18 protein-coding genes are annotated in these 22,019 nt (G+C 64.2%); 15 read left to right on the top strand and 3 right to left on the bottom strand.

What is annotated here, in order from left to right; genetic code table 11:
* The first annotated feature begins 311 nt into the window (after positions 1–311).
* The 3 genes from hemE to rho all read left to right on the top strand — a co-directional run bounded on the left by hemE (position 312) and on the right by rho (position 3,320).
* Positions 312–1,340 carry a uroporphyrinogen decarboxylase gene (gene hemE, locus NKH59_RS21145; RefSeq protein WP_352980325.1) on the top strand — a complete coding sequence of 343 codons (1,029 nt, stop codon included), beginning with the start codon at positions 312–314 and terminating at the stop codon, positions 1,338–1,340.
* A 2-nt stretch (positions 1,341–1,342) separates the two neighbouring features.
* On the top strand, positions 1,343–1,888 hold the full coding sequence (hemJ, locus tag NKH59_RS21140; RefSeq protein ID WP_502893764.1) for a protoporphyrinogen oxidase HemJ: 546 nt from the start codon (positions 1,343–1,345) through the stop codon (positions 1,886–1,888).
* 166 nt (positions 1,889–2,054) lie between these two features.
* Positions 2,055–3,320 carry a transcription termination factor Rho gene (gene rho / locus NKH59_RS21135; protein ID WP_023675925.1) on the top strand — a complete coding sequence of 422 codons (1,266 nt, stop codon included), beginning with the start codon at positions 2,055–2,057 and terminating at the stop codon, positions 3,318–3,320.
* A 47-nt stretch (positions 3,321–3,367) separates the two neighbouring features.
* On the opposite strand, the gene NKH59_RS21130 is transcribed toward rho, so the two are convergent.
* Positions 3,368–5,386 carry a thioredoxin domain-containing protein gene (locus tag NKH59_RS21130; RefSeq protein ID WP_352837260.1) on the bottom strand — a complete coding sequence of 673 codons (2,019 nt, stop codon included), beginning with the start codon at positions 5,384–5,386 and terminating at the stop codon, positions 3,368–3,370.
* A gap of 58 nt (positions 5,387–5,444) precedes the next feature.
* Here NKH59_RS21130 and mnmE point away from each other — a divergent pair, with 58 nt between their 5' ends.
* The 5 genes from mnmE (at position 5,445) to NKH59_RS21105 (ending at position 11,264) form a co-directional block, all read left to right on the top strand.
* On the top strand, positions 5,445–6,773 hold the full coding sequence (gene mnmE / locus NKH59_RS21125; RefSeq protein WP_353022933.1) for a tRNA uridine-5-carboxymethylaminomethyl(34) synthesis GTPase MnmE: 1,329 nt from the start codon (positions 5,445–5,447) through the stop codon (positions 6,771–6,773).
* Between the two features lie 202 nt (positions 6,774–6,975).
* Entirely contained in the window at positions 6,976–8,865 is a 1,890-nt protein-coding gene (mnmG, locus tag NKH59_RS21120; protein ID WP_352837266.1) for a tRNA uridine-5-carboxymethylaminomethyl(34) synthesis enzyme MnmG, read from the top strand.
* On the top strand, positions 8,862–9,503 hold the full coding sequence (gene rsmG, locus NKH59_RS21115; protein ID WP_352837269.1) for a 16S rRNA (guanine(527)-N(7))-methyltransferase RsmG: 642 nt from the start codon (positions 8,862–8,864) through the stop codon (positions 9,501–9,503). The genes mnmG and rsmG overlap by 4 nt, the downstream gene beginning before the upstream one ends.
* 33 nt (positions 9,504–9,536) lie before the next feature.
* Positions 9,537–10,337 carry a ParA family protein gene (locus NKH59_RS21110; RefSeq protein ID WP_084642633.1) on the top strand — a complete coding sequence of 267 codons (801 nt, stop codon included), beginning with the start codon at positions 9,537–9,539 and terminating at the stop codon, positions 10,335–10,337.
* A 45-nt stretch (positions 10,338–10,382) separates the two neighbouring features.
* Complete coding sequence (locus tag NKH59_RS21105; protein WP_352491256.1) at positions 10,383–11,264, top strand: ParB/RepB/Spo0J family partition protein; 882 nt, start codon at positions 10,383–10,385, stop codon at positions 11,262–11,264.
* A gap of 228 nt (positions 11,265–11,492) precedes the next feature.
* On the opposite strand, the gene holA is transcribed toward NKH59_RS21105, so the two are convergent.
* A complete protein-coding gene (gene holA / locus NKH59_RS21100) occupies positions 11,493–12,539 on the bottom strand; it encodes a DNA polymerase III subunit delta (RefSeq protein WP_352837324.1) in 1,047 nt (348 codons plus the stop codon).
* A 429-nt stretch (positions 12,540–12,968) separates the two neighbouring features.
* Between holA and NKH59_RS21095 the strand changes: the two genes are divergently transcribed.
* From NKH59_RS21095 to lpdA, 4 genes are all read left to right on the top strand, one after another.
* Positions 12,969–14,201: a 3-methyl-2-oxobutanoate dehydrogenase (2-methylpropanoyl-transferring) subunit alpha gene (locus NKH59_RS21095; protein WP_352818028.1), complete on the top strand. Its 1,233-nt coding sequence runs from the start codon at positions 12,969–12,971 to the stop codon at positions 14,199–14,201.
* Positions 14,202–14,203: 2 nt separating this feature from the next.
* Entirely contained in the window at positions 14,204–15,217 is a 1,014-nt protein-coding gene (locus tag NKH59_RS21090) for an alpha-ketoacid dehydrogenase subunit beta (RefSeq protein ID WP_352770114.1), read from the top strand.
* A gap of 10 nt (positions 15,218–15,227) precedes the next feature.
* The gene (locus NKH59_RS21085) at positions 15,228–16,619 is read left to right on the top strand and encodes a dihydrolipoamide acetyltransferase family protein (protein ID WP_353022931.1); all 1,392 of its coding nucleotides are present in this window, start codon (positions 15,228–15,230) and stop codon (positions 16,617–16,619) included.
* Positions 16,620–16,882: 263 nt separating this feature from the next.
* Positions 16,883–18,277 carry a dihydrolipoyl dehydrogenase gene (lpdA, locus tag NKH59_RS21080; protein WP_352837331.1) on the top strand — a complete coding sequence of 465 codons (1,395 nt, stop codon included), beginning with the start codon at positions 16,883–16,885 and terminating at the stop codon, positions 18,275–18,277.
* Between the two features lie 168 nt (positions 18,278–18,445).
* Here lpdA and NKH59_RS21075 read toward each other — a convergent pair whose 3' ends face one another.
* Complete coding sequence (locus NKH59_RS21075; protein ID WP_353022930.1) at positions 18,446–19,549, bottom strand: saccharopine dehydrogenase family protein; 1,104 nt, start codon at positions 19,547–19,549, stop codon at positions 18,446–18,448.
* 122 nt (positions 19,550–19,671) lie between these two features.
* Here NKH59_RS21075 and NKH59_RS21070 point away from each other — a divergent pair, with 122 nt between their 5' ends.
* The 3 genes from NKH59_RS21070 (at position 19,672) to NKH59_RS21060 (ending at position 21,905) form a co-directional block, all read left to right on the top strand.
* On the top strand, positions 19,672–20,100 hold the full coding sequence (locus NKH59_RS21070; RefSeq protein ID WP_352474012.1) for an Lrp/AsnC family transcriptional regulator: 429 nt from the start codon (positions 19,672–19,674) through the stop codon (positions 20,098–20,100).
* Between the two features lie 187 nt (positions 20,101–20,287).
* On the top strand, positions 20,288–20,653 hold the full coding sequence (locus NKH59_RS21065; protein WP_023675940.1) for a RidA family protein: 366 nt from the start codon (positions 20,288–20,290) through the stop codon (positions 20,651–20,653).
* Positions 20,654–20,675: 22 nt separating this feature from the next.
* Positions 20,676–21,905: an amidohydrolase/deacetylase family metallohydrolase gene (locus tag NKH59_RS21060; protein WP_352837337.1), complete on the top strand. Its 1,230-nt coding sequence runs from the start codon at positions 20,676–20,678 to the stop codon at positions 21,903–21,905.
* The last annotated feature ends 114 nt before the right edge of the window (positions 21,906–22,019 follow it).

Raw genomic sequence — 22,019 nt, 5'->3', positions numbered from 1 at the left:
ACAATTCGATGTGCTGTCGGCTTCTCCGGGCGGTTGGGGACAAGTCCGGGGACGGAGCTTTTTGCCTTCGCTTCATCCACAGGGGCAATTTCCCTGGCCTGGCGGCAACGCATTGACTCCAGTCGTAAATTCCCGACTTTCCACAAAGTCCTGCAATCCCGTTGGAGAAGCGCGCGACAATATGCTGGCTGGTCTTTTCGAGGGCAAAGCGGGACAGGAGACAACCACCACAACCAACAGACTCTTAGAATCATAAGATTCCTAAAAATAGAATATTTAATTATAGGGAAGCCTGGAAAGGCGAGCGCTCAATGCCTCAAGACCGGATCGTGCTGGACGTGTTGAGAGGCAAGGCGGCGTTTCCGCCACCGCTCTGGATGATGCGCCAGGCCGGCCGCTATCTGCCGGAATACCGGGAGACGAGGAGACGGGCCGGATCCTTCCTCGATCTTTGCTACGACCCGGATCTCGCCGTCGAAGTGACCCTGCAGCCGATCGAACGCTTCGGCTTCGATGCATCGATCCTGTTTTCCGATATTCTTGTCGTGCCGCATGCGCTCGGCCGCGACGTGCGCTTCGAGGAAGGACGCGGCCCGCTGCTGACGCCGATCACGGCTGCGGAAATTGCGGCTCTCGACGGCGAAACGTTTCACGTGAATCTCGAGCCGGTCTACGAGACGGTGCGGCGGTTGCGCGCCAGACTGCCTGATGAAACGACGCTGATCGGCTTCTGCGGTGCGCCCTGGACGGTGGCGACCTACATGATTGCCGGCCACGGTACGCCCGACCAGGCGCCGGCCAGGCTGTTCGGCTATCGCGAGCCGGCGGCCTTTCTTAGGCTGCTGAAGGTGCTCGCCGATCATTCGGCTGCCTATCTGATCCGCCAGATCGAGGCCGGCGCCGACGTGGTGCAGATCTTCGATTCGTGGTCAGGCGTGCTCGACGAAGCGTCTTTCGAATTGTTCTGCGTCGAGCCGGTGGCCTCGATCGTCCGGCAAGTGAAGGCTGCCCATCCCAATGTTCCGGTCATCGGCTTTCCCAAGGGCGCGGGAGATCACTATCGAAGCTATCGCCAGAAGACCGGCGTGACCGGGCTGGGCCTCGACTGGACCGTGCCGTTGTCGAGCGCGAAGGAATTGCAGCGTGACGGCGCCGTGCAGGGCAATCTCGATCCGCTGCGGCTTGTAGCCGGCGGCAAAGCGCTTGCCGACGGCGTGGGGGCGATCCTGAAGGCGCTGGGCGACGGACCACTGATCTTCAACCTCGGCCACGGCATCACGCCGGAGACGCCGCTGGCGCATGTCGAGCAGATGGTGAAACTGGTGCGGAGCGCATCGTGACGATGATGGGCGCAGACAATGCGAACGGCACCAACACCGGTAAGGGCGCGATGCGCCGCGCGGCAATCGCGATCGTCATTTTCCTGGTGCTGGCCGGGCTGCTGTTGCTGTTCGGGCCCGATGATTTCTATCCCTGGGCGAAGGCGATCCATGTGATTGCCGTCATCTCCTGGATGGCTGGCATGCTCTATCTGCCGCGCTTGCTGGTCTATCATGCCGATGCCGAAAAAGGCTCCGTCCAGTCGGAGACTTTCAAGGTGATGGAGCGCCGCCTGCTGCGCGGCATCATCAATCCGGCAATGGTGATCACCTGGGCATTCGGCCTGTGGCTCGCCTGGAAAGGCTTTGGTTTTCAAGGCGGCTGGCTGCATGCCAAGATCGCTGCGGTGGTGGGCCTGTCGGCCGTGCATGGCTATCTCGCCGGCGCCGTCCGCAAATTTGCCGAAGACCGCAATGAAAAATCGGCAAGGCACTGGCGGATCGTCAATGAGATCCCTACATTGCTGATGATCGTCATCGTCGTCCTGGTAATCGTGAAACCGTTCTGACGTCTTCGGTTGCCCGCAAAAGGCGGCTTGCTCTTTCAACCGACCGACGATAAAAGACGGGTCTTCCTTCCCGTCATGCGCCGCCCATTTGTCGCTTCGGCCGCGCCCGGCATTTGTCGCATCCCGCCGATATTTTTCCCAAAGCTTACTCAGAGTCCGTCTAATGATGCAAGAAATGAAGCTCACAGAGTTCAAGAACAAGAAACCGCCAGAGCTGATCGCTTATGCGGAATCGCTCGAAGTCGAGAATGCCAGCGTCATGCGCAAGCAGGAGCTGATGTTCGCGATCCTGAAGAGGCTGGCGACCCAGGATATCGAGATCATCGGCGACGGCGTCGTCGAAGTGCTGCAGGACGGCTTTGGCTTCCTGCGCTCCGCCAATGCCAACTATCTGCCGGGTCCCGACGACATCTATATTTCACCGTCGCAGATCCGGCGGTTCTCGCTGAAGACCGGCGATACGGTCGAAGGGCCGATCCGCAGCCCGAAAGAGGGCGAGCGCTATTTCGCGCTGCTCAAGGTCAACACGATCAATTTCGACGACCCGGAAAAAATCCGCCACAAGATCCATTTCGACAATCTGACGCCGCTTTATCCGACCTCGCGGCTGAAGATGGAGATGGAGGTTCCGACCTCGAAGGACATTTCGGCGCGCGTCATCGACCTGGTGGCGCCGCTCGGCAAGGGCCAGCGCGCCCTGATCGTGGCGCAGCCGCGCACCGGCAAGACGGTGCTGCTGCAGAACATCGCCCATTCGATCACCACCAACCATCCGGAATGCTATTTGATCGTGCTTCTGATCGACGAGCGGCCGGAGGAAGTCACCGACATGCAGCGCTCGGTGAAGGGCGAGGTGGTATCCTCGACCTTCGACGAGCCGGCGGTGCGCCACGTCCAGGTTGCCGAAATGGTCATCGAGAAGGCCAAGCGCCTGGTCGAGCACGGCCGTGACGTCGTCATCCTGCTGGATTCGATCACCCGCCTCGGCCGCGCCTACAACACCGTCGTGCCGTCATCCGGCAAGGTGCTGACCGGTGGTGTCGACGCCAACGCGCTGCAGCGGCCGAAGCGCTTCTTCGGTGCTGCCCGCAACATCGAGGAAGGCGGCTCGCTGACCATCATCGCGACGGCGTTGATCGATACCGGCAGCCGCATGGACGAGGTCATCTTCGAAGAGTTCAAGGGCACCGGCAATTCGGAAATCGTGCTCGACCGCAAGGTGGCGGACAAGCGCATCTATCCGGCCATGGACATCCTCAAATCCGGCACCCGCAAGGAGGACCTGCTGGTTCCGCGCCAGGACCTGCAGAAGATCTTCGTGCTGCGCCGCATCCTGGCGCCGATGGGAACGACCGACGCCATCGAGTTCCTTATCGACAAGCTCAAGCAGACCAAGACCAACGCGGATTTCTTCGATTCGATGAATACGTAAAGGGGCAAGGCGCTGTCCCGGGGCGTTCCGGTTCTGTGCACCTCGACCTATCGACGGCGCAACTGCCGCTCGAGTTCCTCAGCGTCGGTTATCACCGGCAGGCAGACCTGCCCCGTGCAGAGCCAGGCGCCGGGCTCGGTCGTTGGCGGCAGGACGCCGCCTGGCAAGGCTGGCAGATTTGTCGCCGAGCCAACAGGCACGACGACGTCCACCCGGCGCGGGTCTGGATTTCGATTCGCAACCGGAACAAGCCTTAGAGTCTCCGGTCTATCCACGATCACCAGCTTCAGCGGTTCAAGCGCCAAGGCACAGGCATTGACTATACCCGCCTGGCCATAGCCCTGGTGCTCCGCCCGCCCGCCCGCGTGCTCTGCGACTGTCCAGGCTTTTTCCCAGAGATCGAGATCGCCCGAAAGCGACGACAATCGGACCAGGGCTTCGATGATCTGGCCGGTAGCGGAAGGAATGGCTTCGTCGACATCGCCGCGGATGCGGATCGGCACATCCGCGCTGTCGGACGCGGTCAGATAATAGCCGGTCTTGTCGCTGTCCCGGTGCCAAAGATCGAGTTGCTCAATGAAGTTCCCGGCGCGATCGATGTAGTCGGGATTGCCGGTCGCCTCGAACAGTGAGATGGCGGCGTTGGCCATGGCGGCATAGTCGCTCGACAGAGCCGGAAACAGCTTCTTTGCGCCGAGCATCGAATGCGGCAGGCGGCCGTCACGTCCGGCAGCCGCAATCGCGGCAAAGGCCGTTGCCGCCGCTTCGATCCAGTCGGATCGGCCAAGCGACCGTCCGGCCTCGGCAAGGGCTGCGATCATCAAGCCGTTCCAGTCGGTCAGGGCCTTGCCGTCACGCCCGGGCCGCACGCGCTGTTCCCTCGCTGCCAGCAGCCTTTGCTTGAGCGGAACCAGAAGGTCACGATCGACGACGCTCTGCGCCTGTTGAGCATCAGTCTGGCAAATGATCGGCTTGCCTTCCCAACCATGCGGATCGGCAAGCGTGAAGTATTTGAAAAACAATGCTGAATCGTCGCCAGGGGCTGCCTCGAGCTCATCCCTGCTCCAGGTGTAGAACAACCCCTCCTCGCCCTCGCTATCGGCATCAAGGCTGGCGGCGAAGGCATCGCCCTCGACTCGCATTTCGCGCAACAGCCAGGCAATGGTCTCTTCGATTCGCAGCCGGAACAATTCCTCGCCGGTTGACGCATAGGCCCAATTGCACAAGCGGATGAGCTGGGCATTGTCGTAGAGCATTTTTTCGAAATGCGGGACCAGCCATTCGGCGTCGGTCGAGTAGCGGCTGAGTCCGCCGCCAATATGGTCATAGATGCCACCGGCCAGCATCTTTTCGAGGCTGAGGAGAACGGCGTCGCGGTGCGATGCGGTGCCGTCGCGCAGCCAGGTCAGCCAGAGGCTCTGCATGAACGGCGCGTTGGGGAATTTCGGCGCGCCGCGCAGACCGCCCAAATCGCGGTCGATCATGCCGTCAATGCCATTGGCGAGGTTCGCCAGCATGCCGCGGTCGAGCACGGCCTTGGCATGGCTGCCCGCCAGCCGCGTCTCGACATGCGTGGTCAGCCCGTCGGCACTCTGGTTAACGCTTTCTTTCTTCTCCCGCCAAGCCTTGTCAACCGCCTCCAGCACCTGGACGAAACCCGGCCGGCCGTAGCGGGCTTCGCGCGGAAAGTAAGTGCCGCCCCAGAACGGCTTGCCCTCCGGCGTCAGGAACATGGTCAGCGGCCAGCCGCCCTGCTCGCCCATCGAGGACAGCGCCGCCATGTAGATCTGGTCGATGTCGGGGCGCTCCTCGCGGTCGACCTTGATATTGACGAAGAGACGGTTCATGACGGCGGCGACGTCGTCGTTCTCGAAGCTCTCATGCGCCATGACGTGGCACCAATGGCACGCGGCGTAGCCGACAGAGAGCAGGATCGGACGCTGCAGCACCTTTGCTTCGGCCAGAGCGGCGGGCGACCATGGCCGCCAGTGCACTGGATTGCCGCTGTGCTGCTGCAGATAGGGGCTGGCCTCTTCGGCAAGCAGGTTTTGTGCAGGCAATGTCACGGCACCACTCGATGCGGATTGAACAGGCATAGCTAGGGCGCTTCGGCAGAGCGGGCAAATGATTTCAAAAGACTCCATCGTGGCGCTGTCGAGCGGGCGCCTGCCGGCCGGCATTGCGGTGATCCGGATTTCCGGGCCGCAGAGTCGATTCGCTGTCGAAACGATTGCTGGATCGAAGGTGCCAAACCGCGTTGCCACCTATCGCAAGTTCCGGGCGCTCGACGGATCGGTGCTGGACAGCGGCCTGGTCGTCTTCTTTGCCGGCCCTGACAGTTTTACCGGCGAGGACGTTGCAGAGTTCCATGTGCATGGCGGGCGCGCCGTTGTGGCGAGGATGCTGGAAACGATCGCCTCCTTCGACGGCGTCAGGCATGCCGAGCCTGGCGAATTCACCCGCCGCGCCTTTCTCAACGGCAAGCTCGATCTGGTCGAAACCGAGGCGCTGGCCGATCTCATCAACGCTGAAACCGAGGCGCAGCGGCGCTTTGCCGTTCACAACGCCCAAGGCGTGCAGAGCGAAGTCTATCTGGGCTGGCGCCGACGGCTGATCCACGCCCGCGCGATGATCGAGGCCGAGATCGACTTTGCCGACGAGGATGACGTGCCGGGCTCGGTCGCTGATACGGTCTGGTCCGATGTCCGGGCCATGATCGACGAAATCGAGCGCCACGTCGCCGGCTTCCGCGCTGCCGAAATCATCCGCGACGGGTTCGAAGTGGTAATCCTCGGCGCACCGAATGCCGGCAAGTCCAGCCTGTTCAACGCCTTGGCGCGGCGCGAAGCGGCCATCGTCACCGACGAGCCGGGCACGACCCGCGACCTGCTCGAGGTGGTACTGGACCTGGAAGGGGTGCGGGTCAGGGTAACCGACACCGCCGGTCTGCGCGAGGCGCCCGGCAAGATAGAGGCGATCGGCATCGAGAAGGCCAGGACCAAGGCGCACAGCGCCGATCTGCTGTTGCTGCTTGAGGATCTGGCGGAGCCAATCGCAATCGGTGTGCCGCCGGGCGACATTCAGGCGCTGAGGGTTGGAACAAAAATTGACCTGCTGGGGGGTAAATCGCCCTCGCCTGCGGTGCACTATGATTTCGCTATCTCGACGCGGGACGGCACGGGTCTGGCCGAACTGCTGGACGAGATCGGGCGTCGTGCCGCAGTCCAGATCGGCAAGGCCGGCGATGTCCTGCCGTCGCGGCTGCGGCACGTCGAGCTGCTCAACGAGACGAAACGCTTCCTGCTCGCAGCAGTGGTCAGTGGTGATCGCGGGCAGGAGCTACGGGCCGAGGAACTGCGCCTGGCGGCGGATCGGCTTGGACGCATCGTTGGGGCGGTCGATGTCGAGGATATGCTGGGCGTTATCTTTTCGCAGTTCTGTATCGGCAAATGACTCACGTGAAACATTGCCAAATGCCGAGATGCGGGCGTGTCGCTAGCTTACTCGCATAGTGGCGGGAAGCCGGTGATGATTCACGTGAAACACGTAGCGATGAACGCAGACGGAATTGTTTCACGTGAAACGACTAGTTGGTGTCCTTGACAGTGCAGGCTCACGGGCACATGTGTCGGCAGATTTGAATCGGAATATACAAATGACCAATCGCTACGATGTGGTGGTGGTGGGCGGCGGTCATGCTGGGTGCGAGGCGGCTAGTGCGGCCGCGCGGGCTGGCGCCAGGACGGCGCTGGTGACGCTGCGTTTCGACACGATCGGCGTGATGTCTTGCAATCCGGCGATCGGCGGCCTCGGCAAGGGCCATCTGGTTCGCGAGATCGACGCCATGGACGGGCTGATGGGGCGCGTCGCCGATGCCGCCGGCATCCAGTTCCGCCTGCTCAACCGCCGCAAGGGGCCAGCCGTGCGTGGTCCGCGAACACAGGCCGACCGAAAACTTTATCGCCTCGCCATGCAGGCGGCAATCCGCCAGCAGGCTGGCCTCGATGTCATCGAAGGCGAGGTGCTGGATTTCGAAATCAACAATGGGGAAATCGACGACGGACGCATCGCGGCGGTGCTGCTGGCGGATGGTAGCCGGCTCGCCTGCGGCGCCGTGGTGCTGACGACCGGCACTTTTCTGCGCGGGCTGATCCATATCGGCGAGAAGAAGATCGTCGCCGGCCGCATGAACGAGCAGGCGAGCGTCGGCCTGTCGGCGACGATGAGCCACGCCGGCTTCAGGCTCGGGCGGCTGAAGACCGGCACGCCGCCGCGGCTGGACGGCAGGACGATCGATTGGGCGTCACTGGAGAGCCAGGCGGCGGACGAGGACCCCGTGCCGTTCTCGCTGCTGACCGATCGCATCGAAAATCCGCAGATCCATTGCGGCATCACCCGAACGACCAATGCGACGCACGAGCTGATTCGCGCCAATCTCGGCCGCTCGGCCATGTATTCGGGGTCGATCGAAGGCGTCGGGCCGCGTTATTGCCCGTCGATCGAAGACAAGATCGTCAAGTTCGGTGACCGCGAAGGCCACCAGATCTTTCTGGAGCCCGAAGGGCTGGACGACGACACGGTGTACCCGAACGGCATTTCGACCTCGCTGCCCGAGGACGTGCAGCTCGACATCCTGAAGACCATTCCGGGGCTGGAGCGGGCAACGATGCTGCAGCCGGGCTATGCCATCGAGTATGATCATGTCGATCCACGCGAGCTCAAGCCGACGCTGGAAACCAAGCGGATCGCCGGCTTGTTCCTCGCCGGACAGATCAACGGCACCACCGGCTACGAGGAGGCCGGCGCGCAAGGGCTGCTTGCCGGCTTGAATGCGGCGCGCAAGGCGTCGGCGAGCGAGGAAATCGTGCTCAGCCGCACCGAAGCCTATATCGGCGTGATGGTCGACGATTTGACCAGCCGCGGCATTGCCGAACCCTACCGCATGTTCACCTCGCGGGCCGAGTTCCGGCTATCGCTCCGAGCCGACAACGCCGATGAGCGGCTGACGCCACTGGCGATAAGGCTGGGGATTGCCTCGCCGGAGCGGATGCAGCGGTTCAACAATAGTATGCAAGACCTTGAGAAGGCGCGACAGCTCGCCCTCGGCACCACCATGACCCCCAATGAGGCAGCGCGCCATGGGCTCGAAATCAACCGGGACGGCGTCCGCCGCTCGGCCTATGAGTTGCTGGCCTATCCCGGCGTCGACATCGCCTGGCTGGCGAGGGTCGAGCCGGCTTTCGCGGCGATCGACAGCAAAACGGCCGAACGTCTTGAAACGGAAGCCAAATATTCTGTCTATCTCGACCGGCAGCAGGCCGATGTTTCGCAGATCAGGCATGAGGAGAGCAGGCTTATTCCCAAATCGCTCGACTTTGCTTCTGTTCCCGGCCTGTCGAACGAGTTGAAGCAGAAGATGCTGGCACGCCAGCCGCGCTCGATTGCCGATGCGCAACGCATGGAAGGCATGACGCCGGCGGCGCTGGCGATTATTGTCGCCCATGTCCGCAATGCCGAGGCGGCCGCGCGAAAGCAGGTCGCGTGAGCGCTGCGTCCTGGGCAAACCTGCAGGCGGCAGCGGGCCCGGTTTCACGTGAAACATTCGATCGCCTGGTCGAGTTCGAGGCCGTCTTCCAGAAATGGAACCGCCGGATCAATCTGGCCGCGCAATCGACGCAGGACGATGTCTGGCGCCGCCACATCCTCGACAGCGCGCAGCTGGCGCGAATCAAACCAAAGGCGAAGCGCTGGGTCGATCTCGGCTCCGGCGGTGGGTTTCCCGGCCTTGTGCTGGCCTTTTTGCTTGCCGAGCGGGACGGCGCCGGTATCGACCTGGTTGAAAGCAACCGGAAAAAAGCATCGTTCCTGCAAGCGGTCATCGGACAGTTCAGCCTGCCCGCCAAGGTTATCGCGCGCCGCATCGAAGACAGCTATCCTCTTGTTCCTGCACCGCAAATCGTCACAGCCAGGGCACTCACCTCGCTGCCCGGCTTGCTCGACCTGGCAGCACCGTGGCTGACCAAGGGGTCGCGCGGCCTGTTTCACAAAGGTCGGGATTACCGCGCCGAAGTGGCAGAAAGCGCTCAACGATGGTCTTTCGATCTGGTAGAACATGCCAGTGCAACCGACGCACAGGGCGTCATTCTCGAAGTATCCGACTTGCGACAGCACCCTGGCTTGTGACCGGCGACCCAAATGAATTTCTGGCATAGACCCATGATGAAGAACGGCCCCCGAATCATCACCGTCGCCAACCAGAAAGGCGGCGTCGGCAAGACGACGACCGCCATCAATCTGGCCACCGCGCTGGCGGCCATAGGCGAACAGGTGCTGATCGTCGATCTCGACCCGCAGGGCAACGCCAGCACCGGGCTTGGCATCGACCGGCGCGACCGCACCGTCTCGTCCTATGATGTGCTGACCGGCGAGCTGGATCTCGAAGCGGCGGCGATCCCGACGGCGGTGCCTGGCCTGTCGATCGTACCGTCGACGCTCGACCTGCTCGGCATAGAGATGGAAATCGCCTCGGCGCCGGATCGAGTGCTGCGGCTGCGCAACGCTCTGCGGGCTTCGGCTGAGCGCTCGGCCAATTTCGGCTATGTGCTGATCGACTGCCCGCCGTCGCTCAACCTGCTGACACTGAATTCGATGGCTGCGGCCGATTCGGTGCTGGTGCCGCTGCAGTGCGAGTTTTTCGCGCTGGAGGGCCTGAGCCAGCTTTTGGAGACGGTCGAGCAGGTGCGCCGCTCGATCAACCCCGACCTGACGATCCAGGGCATCGTGCTGACCATGTTCGACGGGCGCAACAATCTCGCCAACCAGGTGGTGCAGGATGTGCGGGCGCATATGGGCGACAAGGTCTATGAAACCGTCATCCCGCGCAATGTCCGCGTCTCCGAGGCGCCGTCCTACGGCAAGCCGGCGATTCTCTACGACCTCAAATGTTCGGGCAGCCAGGCCTATCTGCAGCTTGCTTCGGAAGTCATCCGCCGCGAGCGCAAATTGCGTGCCGCCTAGCAGTAACCAACAAGCGATTCGATACCGAAACGATCTGGACGGACGATGAACGAAGACCCTTCGAGGAAAAGACTGGGACGGGGACTGGCGGCCCTGATCGGCGAAATCGATCGCCCGGCGGCACCGGAAAAGCCCGGGTTGGCGGCCGACGGCAAGGTGCCGATCGAGTTCCTCAGCCCTAACCCGAAAAACCCGCGCCGGCATTTTGGCGACGCCGACCTGACCGACCTCGCCCAGTCCATCCGCGAACATGGCGTGGTGCAGCCGGTGGTGGCGCGGCCGTCGAAAACCCAGCCGGGCCGCTATGAGATCATCGCCGGCGAGCGACGCTGGCGTGCGGCGCAACGCGCCGGGCTGACCGAAATCCCGATTATCGTGCGCGACGTCAACGATCGCACGGCGCTCGAACTGGCGATCATCGAAAACGTCCAGCGCACCGACCTCAACCCGGTCGAGGAGGCGCTCGGCTACCAGCAGCTGATCGACGACCATGGCTATACCCAGGCCGATCTCGGCCAGGTGATCGGCAAGAGCCGCAGCCATGTCGCCAACACGTTGAGACTGCTCAAGCTGCCCGACGTCATCCGCGACATGCTGGTCGACGGGGCGCTCTCTGCCGGCCACGCCCGTACCCTGGTGACGGCCAACGACCCGGCCGGGCTTGCCAAGCGGATCATCGATGAGGGGCTTTCGGTGCGCCAGGCCGAGGCCTTGGCGCAGCTGCCGGTCGGCGCGCCGTCGGCAAAACGCCAGCCCGCCGCACCGCCGCAAAAGGATGCCGACACGCTGGCGCTGGAGCGGCTGATGACCAGCACGATCGGCATGATTGTCACGATCGAGCACAACCAGCGCGGCGGCGTGATCAGCGTCGCCTACCGGACGCTGGAGCAGCTCGACGAGCTTTGCCGAAGGCTGAAGCGGGAGTAGGTAGGTTGCTAAAATTAGCCGGCAAATAAGATTTTTGCTGCCGTGCGGTGATTGGCGAAATCGTCGAAGTAGTTAATCTCCCCCCTTGAGGGGGAGATGGCCGGCAGGCCAGAAGGGGTCGTCAAATTTCAAGCGCCCACCTCCTCTGTCGTCGCGGAAGGGGCTGGTGTTCTACGCGCTGTGACCCCTCTGTCGCCTTTGGCGACATCTCCCCCTCAAGGGGGGAGATCAGGTGCGCTGCGCCAGCCTCGCGCTCTCCACCGCGATGCCGAGCAGGGCCTGGCGTGCCAGCGCGACCGACAGATCCGGCCGCCGGCGTGTCTGCAGCACCGCCGTCTGCAGGCGGTTGAGGGCGCGCCCGAGCGCCTCGCTGCTCCAGCGTTCGAGGGCTTTCTCGACCAGCTTGCGCCTGGAGAAAAACACCGGCGGGCGCGCCGCGGCAACGACCGAAGCGGCATTGCGGCCGCCGGCGTCCATCAGGCCGCGCATCGCCTGGATCGCCTGCAACTGCCGCATCGCCGATGAAAGTACCAGAAAGGGCTGGCCGCCGGACTGGCAATGGCGGGTGAAGGCGGTGTCGAAGTCGGCGATCCTGCCTTCGAGCAGGGCGTCGACGGCCGCATCGAAGGAGAGGCCGGAGACATCGCCGGATGTCGCCTTGACGTCGTCGAGGCCGATTTCGGCCTGGCCATGCGCATAAAGCACGAGCTTTTCGATCTCGCCGCGCGAGGCCAGCCGGTCGCCGCCGAGATTGCGGCGCAGCGCCTGCCGCGCCTCCAGCGTCATCGACATGCCGGCCTTGCGCAGTTCGTCGTCGATGACCGTGTCGATGTCCCTGGCCTCATCGGCGTAGCAAGGCAGAGCCATGGCATTGTCCGCCGCCTCCACCACGGCGCGCAGGCCGACGCCCTTCTTCAGGTCGCCGGCCTCGATGAGGATGATGGCGTCCCGCGCGGGCTCCGACGTCAGCGCCTTGACGTCGTCGGCAAGCGCCTTCTGAGCGTCGGCGTTGCGCACCCATAGCAGGCGCCGCTCCGAAAACATCGGCACGGTGCGGGCCTCGTCGAGCAGGCGGCCCTCGTCGCGATCGACTTCCGATCCGTCCAGCCTGACGACCGAGAACGGATCGTCGAGCGGCAGGCCGGTCTTGCCGGCAAAGGCCTTTGCCCGCTCGGCAACCAGCCCGCGATCGGGACCGTAAAGCAGCACGATCGAGACGCGCGGATCCGGCTTCGCGAGCCATGCATCGACCTCGTATGCTTTCTTTTGTGCCATGGGCGCTGATTAGCATGACGCGGGCGCGGGGTGAACGGCGCCGCCCTCCTTTCCTTCTCCCCCTTGTGGGAGAAGGTGGATTGGCGCGCAGCGCCAAGACGGTTGAGGGGTGCTGGCCGGAGCGCTGTTGGTGCCAAGCTGGAACACCCCTCATCCGACCGAGCTTCGCTCGGCCACCTTCTCCCACAAGGGGAGAAGGAGGTGCTCGCGCCGCCCAACCCGACGCATGCCTTATCTGGCGGGAAACCCGGCGCAATCATCTCCCAAATTGCGCGCCGGCGCGGAAGATCGACAAGAAATTTCGCCGACATATCTCCATCCTGTCTGCCGCGGGCAGCAGCCAGCGGCAGCGAAGCCGCGCCCGACGAATTGGCACTGGTCTGGCGGTGTGCAAGTATCCTGGCCGGGCAACAGTGGAGGACCGAGATCATGGCCGATGCCGGAATGCTGCGCTTCCATGTTCCGGAACCGGAAGTGCGGCCGGGCGGGACGCCGGATTTCTCCAATGTGAGCATTCCAAAAGCTGGCTCGGTGCCGCGCCCGAAGATCGACGTCGACCCGCGCGACATCCGCGATCTGGCCTTCTCGATCATCCGCGTGCTCAACCGCGCCGGCGAGGCGGTCGGGCCGTGGGCAGGGCTGCTTTCGGACGACGAGTTGCTGGAGGGGCTGCGCCATATGATGACGCTGCGCAGCTTCGATGCGCGCATGCAGATGGCGCAGCGCCAGGGCAAGACCTCTTTCTACATGCAGCACCTCGGCGAAGAGGCTGTGAGCTGCGCCTTCCGCAAGGCGCTGTCGCGGGGCGACATGAATTTTCCGACCTATCGGCAGGCCGGCCTGCTCATCGCCGACGGCTACCCGATGGTCACGATGATGAACCAGATCTATTCGAACGAGGCCGATCCGCTGAAAGGGCGGCAATTGCCGATCATGTATTCGTCGAAGGAGCACGGCTTCTTCTCGATCTCCGGCAATCTGGCGACGCAGTACATCCAGGCGGTCGGCTGGGCGATGGCTTCGGCGATCAGCAATGATTCAAAGATCGCCGCCGCCTGGATCGGCGACGGCTCGACCGCCGAGTCCGACTTCCATTCGGCGCTGGTGTTCGCCTCGACCTACAAGGCGCCGGTCGTGCTCAACGTCGTCAACAACCAGTGGGCGATCTCGACCTTCCAGGGCATCGCCCGCGGCGGTTCCGGCACTTTTGCCGCCCGTGGGCTCGGCTTCGGCATCCCGTCGCTGCGCGTCGACGGCAACGACTATCTCGCCGTCCATGCGGTGGCCAAATGGGCGGCGGAACGGGCGCGCAGCAATCTCGGGCCGACGCTGGTCGAATACGTCACTTACCGCGTCGGCGCCCATTCGAGCTCCGACGACCCGTCGGCCTACCGGCCGAAGGCCGAGTCCGATGCCTGGCCGCTCGGCGACCCGATCGTCAGGCTGAAGAACCATCTCATCCAGCGCGGCGTCTGGTCGGACGAACGCCACGCCCAGGCCGAGGCGGAAATCCTCGACACGGTGATTTCGGCGCAGCGGGAGGCCGAGCGCCATGGCACGCTGCATGCCGGCGGCAAGCCCTCGACGCGGGACATGTTCGAGGGCGTCTATGCCGAGATGCCGCCGCATCTCAGGCGCCAGCGCCAACAGGCAGGGGTCTGACCATGCCGCGGCGGACCATGATCGAGGCGATCCGCGACGCCATGGACGTGTCGATGGCGCGCGACAGCCAAGTCATCGTGTTCGGCGAGGATGTCGGCTTCTTCGGCGGCGTCTTCCGCTGCACGCAAGGCCTGCAGGCGAAATACGGCAAGGGCCGCTGCTTCGATGCGCCGATCAGCGAATCCGGCATTGTCGGCGCGGCCATCGGCATGGCCGCCTACGGGCTGAAGCCTTGTGTCGAGGTGCAGTTTGCCGACTATGTTTATCCAGCCTACGACCAGATTGTCTCGGAAGCGGCGCGGCTGCGCTACCGGTCGAACGGCGATTTCACCTGCCCGATCGTCGTGAGAATGCCGACCGGCGGCGGCATTTTCGGCGGCCAGACCCACAGCCAGAGCCCGGAGGCGCTGTTCACCCACGTCTCCGGCCTGAAAGTCGTGGTGCCCTCGAACCCGCATGACGCCAAGGGCTTGCTGATCGCGGCGATCGAGGATCCGGACCCGGTGATCTTCCTGGAGCCGAAGCGGCTTTATAACGGCCCGTTCGACGGTCATCATGAGCGGCCGGTAACGCCATGGTCGAAACATGAGCTCGGCGAGGTTGCCGACGGCCATTACACGGTGCCGCTCGGCAAGGCGGTGATCCGACGGCCGGGTGCGGCAGTCACCGTGCTTGCCTATGGCACGATGGTCTATGTCGCCCAGGCGGCAGCCGAGGAGACCGGCATCGATGCCGAGATCATAGATCTGAGGACACTGCTGCCGCTCGATCTCGAGACGATCGTCGCATCGGTCAACAAGACCGGGCGCTGCGTCATCGTGCACGAGGCGACGCTGACATCGGGGTTCGGCGCCGAACTTTCGGCGCTGGTTCAGGAGAGCTGCTTCTACCATCTGGAAGCGCCGGTGGCGCGGGTCACCGGCTGGGACACGCCCTATCCGCATGCGCAGGAGTGGGACTATTTTCCCGGTCCTGCCCGGCTAGGCCGCGCGCTGGTCGAAACGATGGAAGCCTGAAGAGGGAACGATGGGCGAATATGTCATCAAGCTGCCCGATGTCGGCGAAGGCGTCGCCGAGGCCGAGCTCGTCGAATGGCAGGTCAAGGTCGGCGATCTCGTGCGCGAGGACGCCGTGCTTGCCGCTGTCATGACCGACAAGGCGACGGTCGAAATTCCGTCGCCCGTCGATGGCGAGATCGTCTGGTTGGGCGCCGAGATCGGCGACACGGTGGCGATCGGCTCGCCGATTGTCAGGTTGAAGGTGGCCGGCGAGGGAAATGTGAACGCAGGCGCGAAATCGGCGGAGGGTGAGGCGGCACCTACCCCCACCCCTAGCCCCTCCCCACAAGGGGGAGGGGGACGAGCTTCGGCCGCCAAAGCCGAAGCCAGGTCCAGCTCGCCCTTGGTCGGGCATGTGCCAAGAACCGAGGGCGCACGAACGGCGGATATGGAGTCCCCCTCCCCCTTGTGGGGAGGGGTTAGGGGTGGGGGTACTGCGCCGGCTTTCGGGGGTATAGCGCCGGTCGGTGCGCCGCGCCCCGAGGGAGAAAAGCCACTGGCCTCGCCGGCCGTCCGCCTCAGGGCGAAAGAGGCCGGCATCGACCTTCGGCAGGTCCCGGGAACCGGCCCGGCCGGCCGCATCCGGCACGAGGACATCGACGCCTTCCTGGCACGCGGACCCCGGCTCGCGAAGGCCCCTGGCCTCGCCCGCAACGAGGCGGTCGAGGACATCAATATAGTCGGGCTCAGGCGAAAGATCGCCGAGAAGATGACGCTGGCCAAGTCGCGCATCCCGCATATCACCTATGTCGAGGAGATCGACGTCACCGCGCTCGAGGATTTGCGCGCCGCGCTCAACAAGGAGAAGCGGCCCGGCGCGGACAGGCCGAAGCTGACGCTGCTGCCGTTCCTGATGCGGGCGATGGTCAAGGCAATCGCCGACCAGCCCAATGTCAACGCACTGTTCGACGACGAAGCCGGCATCGTCCACCAGCATGGCGGCGTCCACATCGGCATCGCCGCGCAGACGGCTTCCGGGCTGATGGTGCCGGTGGTCAAGCACGCCGAGGCGCGCGACATCTGGGACTGTGCAGCCGAGGTTGTCAGGCTGGCCGAGGCGGCAAAATCCGGCACGGCGACGCGCGACGAGCTCTCGGGCTCGACCATCACCATCACTTCGCTGGGCGCCATGGGCGGCGTGGCGACGACGCCGGTGATCAATCATCCGGAAGTGGCGATCGTCGGCGTCAACAAGATGATGGTGCGGCCGGTATGGGACGGCAGCCAGTTCATCCCGCGCAAGATGATGAACCTGTCCTCCAGCTTCGACCACCGCGTCGTCGACGGCTGGGATGCAGCGGTATTTATCCAGCGGATAAAGACGCTACTGGAGACGCCGGCGCTGATTTTTGTGGACTGAGGAGATGAGAACGGTCGCAAAGGCCCCCTCGCCCGGCAGCATGGGGCGCCGGGACGCTGGCTCCCCCTTCTCCCCTTGTGGGAGAAGGTGTCGCCGAAGGCGACGGATGAGGGGTGCTCCAGCTTGGCACCTACCGCACTCCGTCCAACACCCCTCATCCGTCTCGGCGCTACGCGCCGATCCACCTTCTCCCACAGGGGGAGAAGGAAAGGCGCGCAGCGGCCGGATGGTGGGGCATTTATCCCCGAAAGGACGCAGCTGACATGAAGGAAATCTCCTGCAAGCTGCTGGTCATCGGCGCCGGTCCGGGCGGCTATGTCTGTGCCATCCGCGCCGGGCAGCTTGGCATCGACACGGTGATCGTCGAGGCAGGCAAACCGGGCGGAACTTGCCTCAATGTCGGCTGCATCCCGTCAAAGGCGCTGATCCATGCAGCCGAAGAGTTCGAAAAGCTCTCGCACATGGCCGGCGGCAAAAGTCCACTCGGCATAACGGTCGCGGCACCGTCGCTTGATCTCGCCGCGACCATTGCCTGGAAAGACGGCATCGTTAGCCGGCTGAACAACGGCGTCGCCGGCCTGCTGAAGAAAGCTGGCGTGAAGACGGTGCATGGCTGGGCGACATTTCGCGACGGCAAGACCGTTGCCGTCGAGACCGAGATCGGCATGCAGGTGATCCGAGCCGAAACGGTGGTGATAGCGACCGGCTCGGCGCCGGTCGAGCTGCCGTCGCTGCCGTTCGGCGGGCCGGTCATTTCGTCGACCGAGGCGCTGGCGCTGAGCGAAGTTCCGGAGAGGCTGGCGGTGGTCGGCGGCGGCTATATCGGGCTGGAACTCGGCATCGCCTTTGCCAAGCTGGGCGCCAAGGTGACCGTGGTCGAGGCGTTGCCGCGCGTGCTGGCGCAATATGATGCGGAACTGACCCGGCCGGTGGTGAAGCGGCTGGCCGAACTCGGCATCGAGGTGCTCGTGAACGCCAAGGCCAAGGGGCTGTCCACTAAGCGCGACGCGCTGCTGGTCGAGACGAATGGCGGCAAGAACGGCAAGATTGCCGCCGACAAGGTGCTGGTCACGGTCGGTCGCAAGCCGGTGACCGAAGGCTGGGGGTTGGAGCAGATCGACCTCGACATGGCCGGACCCTTCATCCGCATCGACGACCAGTGCCGCAGCTCGATGCGTGGTATCTTTGCCATTGGCGACGTCACCGGCGAGCCGATGCTGGCGCACCGGGCGATGGCGCAAGGCGAAATGGTCGCCGAGATCGTCGCCGGCCACAAGCGCAGCTGGGACAGACGAGCGATCCCGGCTGTCTGTTTCACCGATCCGGAGCTGGTCACCGCAGGCCTGTCGCCGGAGGAGGCCAAGACCCGTGGCGAGATCAAGGTCGGACTGTTTCCCTTCACCGCCAATGGCCGGGCGATGACGAAGTTGGGCGAGGACGGATTCGTCCGGGTAGTGGCGCGGGCGGACAACCATCTGGTGCTTGGCATCCAGGCCGTCGGCCAGGGCGTGTCGGAACTGTCGACGGCGTTTGGGCTGGCGCTGGAGATGGGCGCGACGCTGGAGGACATCGCCGGGACGATCCATGCCCATCCGACACAGGGCGAGGGTTTTCAGGAAGCGGCGCTGAAGGCGCTGGGGCATGCGCTGCATGTCTGAGGGCTCGCGCTCTCCCCCCTTGAGGGGGAGATGGCCGGCAGGCCAGAGGGGGTCGGTTCGACTGGATGCGACCTCCCTTGCGACAGATGGAGGTTGGCGCTCTACGCGAGGCGACCCCCTCTGTCGCCTTCGGCGACATCTCCCCCTCGAGGGGGGAGATTACGCAGCTCACCCTGCAAGCCGGCTAACCATTTCGTGCTGCGCATAGGCGCGGCCGAAGCGGTTGGCCAGGAACGCGTCGAGCGCGATGTCCTCCTGCTTGATGAAACCTCTTGCCGGCAAGGTGCCGTCGGCGAGCATGTCGAGCACCGCGCAGATGGCGGAGGCGGTGGTGATCTGGATGGCGCTGCGCACCATTTCGCCGTCGCGCCTGGCGTAGATCTTGTTGGCGTAGGTTTCCTGCAGCAGACGGCGGTTCTTGCGGCCGCTGACGGTGACGAAGACGATGACGACGTCCTGCAGCGTCGCCGGCAGGGCGCTTTCGAAAATGTCCTTCAGCACGTCGCGGCGGTGGCGCAGGCCGAGGTCGTTGAGCAGCGCCTTCATGATCGCCGCATGGCCGGGATAGCGGATGGTGCGGTAGTTCAGCGTGCGCACTCTGCCCTTCAGCGTTTCGGCCAGCGTGCCCAGCCCACCCGAGGTGTTGAACGCCTCATAGGTGACGCCGTCGAGCGAGAATTCTTCACGCTCCTCGAGCGGCGGCACTTCGATCAGCTCGCCTTCGACGATCGCCTCGCAAGGCTCGCAATATTCGTTGATGACGCCGTCGGTGCTCCAGGTCAGATTGTAGTTCAGCGCATTCGACGGGTATTGCGGCAGCGCGCCGACCCGCATGCGCACGCTTTCCAGCGTGTCGAAGCGGCTGGCGAGATCGTTGGCAACGATCGAGATGAAGCCCGGCGCCAAGCCGCATTGCGGGATGAAGGCGCTGCTGCCGGAACGAGCCAGTTCCTTGACCCGCCTGGTGCTGACGACGTCCTCGGTCAGATCGAGATAGTGCACGCCGGCGCTGGCCGCCGCCTCCGCGATGCGCGTGGTCAGATGGAAGGGCGCGGCGCTGAGCACCGCGAACTTGCCGGCCAAGGCCGCTTCGAGGGTGCCGGCGGCTTCGATGTCGAGTTCCAGCGTCTCGACCGTTTCAGGCAGTTCGGCCGCGCCGAGCTGCGCCGCCGAGCGGTCGACGAGCGTGACATGGTAGTTGCCCGTGGAAGCCAGCATCTCGGCAATGGTCGAGCCGATCTTGCCGGCGCCGACGACGATGATTTCCTTCATGACCGGTCCCTCGCACCAATGCTAAATTCACGGTTAGAATCGCAGCTTGCCTGTCGAAAGGAAGCGTGAGATTGTACGAAACGCAGCCTCTCTTGGGCAATGTGCCGGTAAGGTTCGTCGAAATGCTCAGCGATGCCGACCAGGCCCTGCTTTCCCTGCTGCGCACCAATGCGCGCGCCTCGACCGCCGAACTGGCGCGGCGGCTCGGCGTCTCACGAACGACGGTGCAAAGCCGGATCGAGCGGCTGGAACAGCGCGGCATCATCGCCGGCTACGGGGTCAGGCTGTCGCCGGATTACGAGCAGGGGCTGGTCAGGGCGCATGTCCTGCTCACCGTCACCCCCAAGCTTGCCGACAAGGTGGTGCGCAGCCTGCAGGCGCTGGCACCGGTTCGCACGCTGCACTCGGTCAGCGGCAATTTCGACATGATCGTCATCGTCGAGGCGCCGTCGATCAGGGATCTCGACACGCTTCTCGACCAGATCGGCGCCATGGACGGAGTCGAGCGCACGTCGTCGTCGATCATCCTGTCGACGCGGATCGACCGCTGAGCGGGCTGGTGTCGCGGGTCCAGACGCTGGCGCGAAGGATCACCGAGCGCAGTGATCGTTCTGGCGCTCTCGCGGCAAAGCGATATAGGCTTCGAAGATGTTGGATGAGACTCGCAGAGGGGCCGCGTCCTCTCGCGCCAAGCTGACAAGTCGCGCGGTCACGCAACGATTTCCAGAGGAGACCTCCTTGCCCAAGCAGTGTTTTGGAAAATCCCATGTGCCGTTGTCGCCGGCAGTCAGGGCCGGCGATTTCGTCTATGTCTCAGGCCAGGTGCCGGTCGGCACAGACGGGCTGGTGGTCAAGGGCGGCATCGCCGAACAGACCGAGCAGGTGCTGTCGAACGTCAAGGCGGCACTGGCGCTGGCCGGCTGTACCCTGGACGACGTAGTCAAGACGACGGTCTGGCTCGAAGACGCCCGCGATTTCGGCATTTTCAACACCGTCTATGCCAGGCATTTCCCGAAAGACCCGCCGGCGCGCACGACAGTGGAGTCGCGGCTGATGATCGACATCAAGATCGAGGTCGAGGCCGTTGCCTACAGGCCGGCCTGACGGGAAAATGGAGACAGGCGCGATGCAATTCGATCTCCTGATAAAAGGCGGCCGCCTCATCGATCCGGCCTCCGGCCTCGACGCGCAGCGCGATCTGGCGATTGCCGACGGCCGTATCGCCGCGATCGACACCGAAATCCCATTCGAACGTGCCGCCCACGTCATCGATGCCACGGGCTCGATCGTCGCGCCGGGCCTGATCGACCTGCACAGCCATGTCTATTGGGGCGGCACGTCGCTCGGCGTCGATGCCGACCGGTTCGCCGCAAAGAGCGGCACCACCACCTTCATCGATGCCGGAAGCGCCGGCGCCGGCAATTTCCTCGGCTTTCGCCGCCACGTCATCGAGCGCTCGAAAGTCCGCATCCTGGCCTATGTCAACATTTCCTTTGCCGGCATATTCGGCTTCTCGCAGACCGTGTCGGTCGGCGAGTGCAGCGACCTCCGGCTCTGCGAACCGCGCGAGACGGTAGCGGCGGCTCGCGAGCACGCGGACGTGGTTGTCGGCATCAAGGTCCGCTCGGGTCGCCATGCCGGCGGCACCAGCGGCATCGCGCCGGTCGATCTCGCGCTCGAAGCCGCCGACAAAGCCGGCCTGCCGCTGATGGCGCACATAGACGAGCCGCCGCCGGGCCGCTCGGAAGTGCTGCCGCGGTTGCGCAAGGGCGACATCCTCACCCACTGCTTCCGGCCGTTTCCCAACGCGCCGGTCTTCGCCTCGGGGGCGGTGCGGCCAGATATGCGGCTGGCGCGCGAGCGCGGCGTCATCTTCGATATCGGCCACGGCATGGGCTCGTTCGATTTCGAAGTGGCGAAAGCGATGCTCGGCGAGGGGCTGGCGCCGGACGTGATCAGCAGCGACGTGCATCTCTACTGCGTCGACGGGCCGGCCTTCGACATTCTGGTGTGCATGTCGAAGCTGCTGGCGCTCGGCATGCCGCTGGTCGAGGTGCTGCGCGCCGCGACACAGCGGCCGGCCGAAGCGATCGCCAGGCCCGATCTCGGCAGGCTGGCGGTGGGTGCGGTCGGCGACATCGCGGTGCTGCGGCTGCGTCCGGGCCGCTTCACCTTTGTCGATTCGGTCGGCGCCTCGCTGGTCGCCGAGCAACGGCTGGTCTCGGACGGAATCGTGGTCGGCGGCAGCTGGTGGCCGAACGAGGCGGTGGACGATCTCGGCGAAACCGAGCGTTTCGAAGCGCATGCGCACGACACGCATGTCGAGGTGGCGAGCCGGCATTTCGGGCGTGGGTGATCTCCCCCCTTGAGGCAGGGGAATCGCACATGGCGATTTTGGGGTTGAGTTTAGGCTGAGAAAGGATTCTTTGGAGAGGCAGTTGAGCGAAGGAGCGACTGCCATTTCCTGCCT

This window comes from Mesorhizobium sp. M0998, assembly GCF_040318885.1.
In the GTDB taxonomy this organism is placed as follows: Bacteria; Pseudomonadota; Alphaproteobacteria; order Rhizobiales; family Rhizobiaceae; genus Mesorhizobium.
The sequence above is the reverse complement of the archived record's forward strand: the minus strand, read 5'-3'. Positions and strand labels throughout refer to the sequence as shown.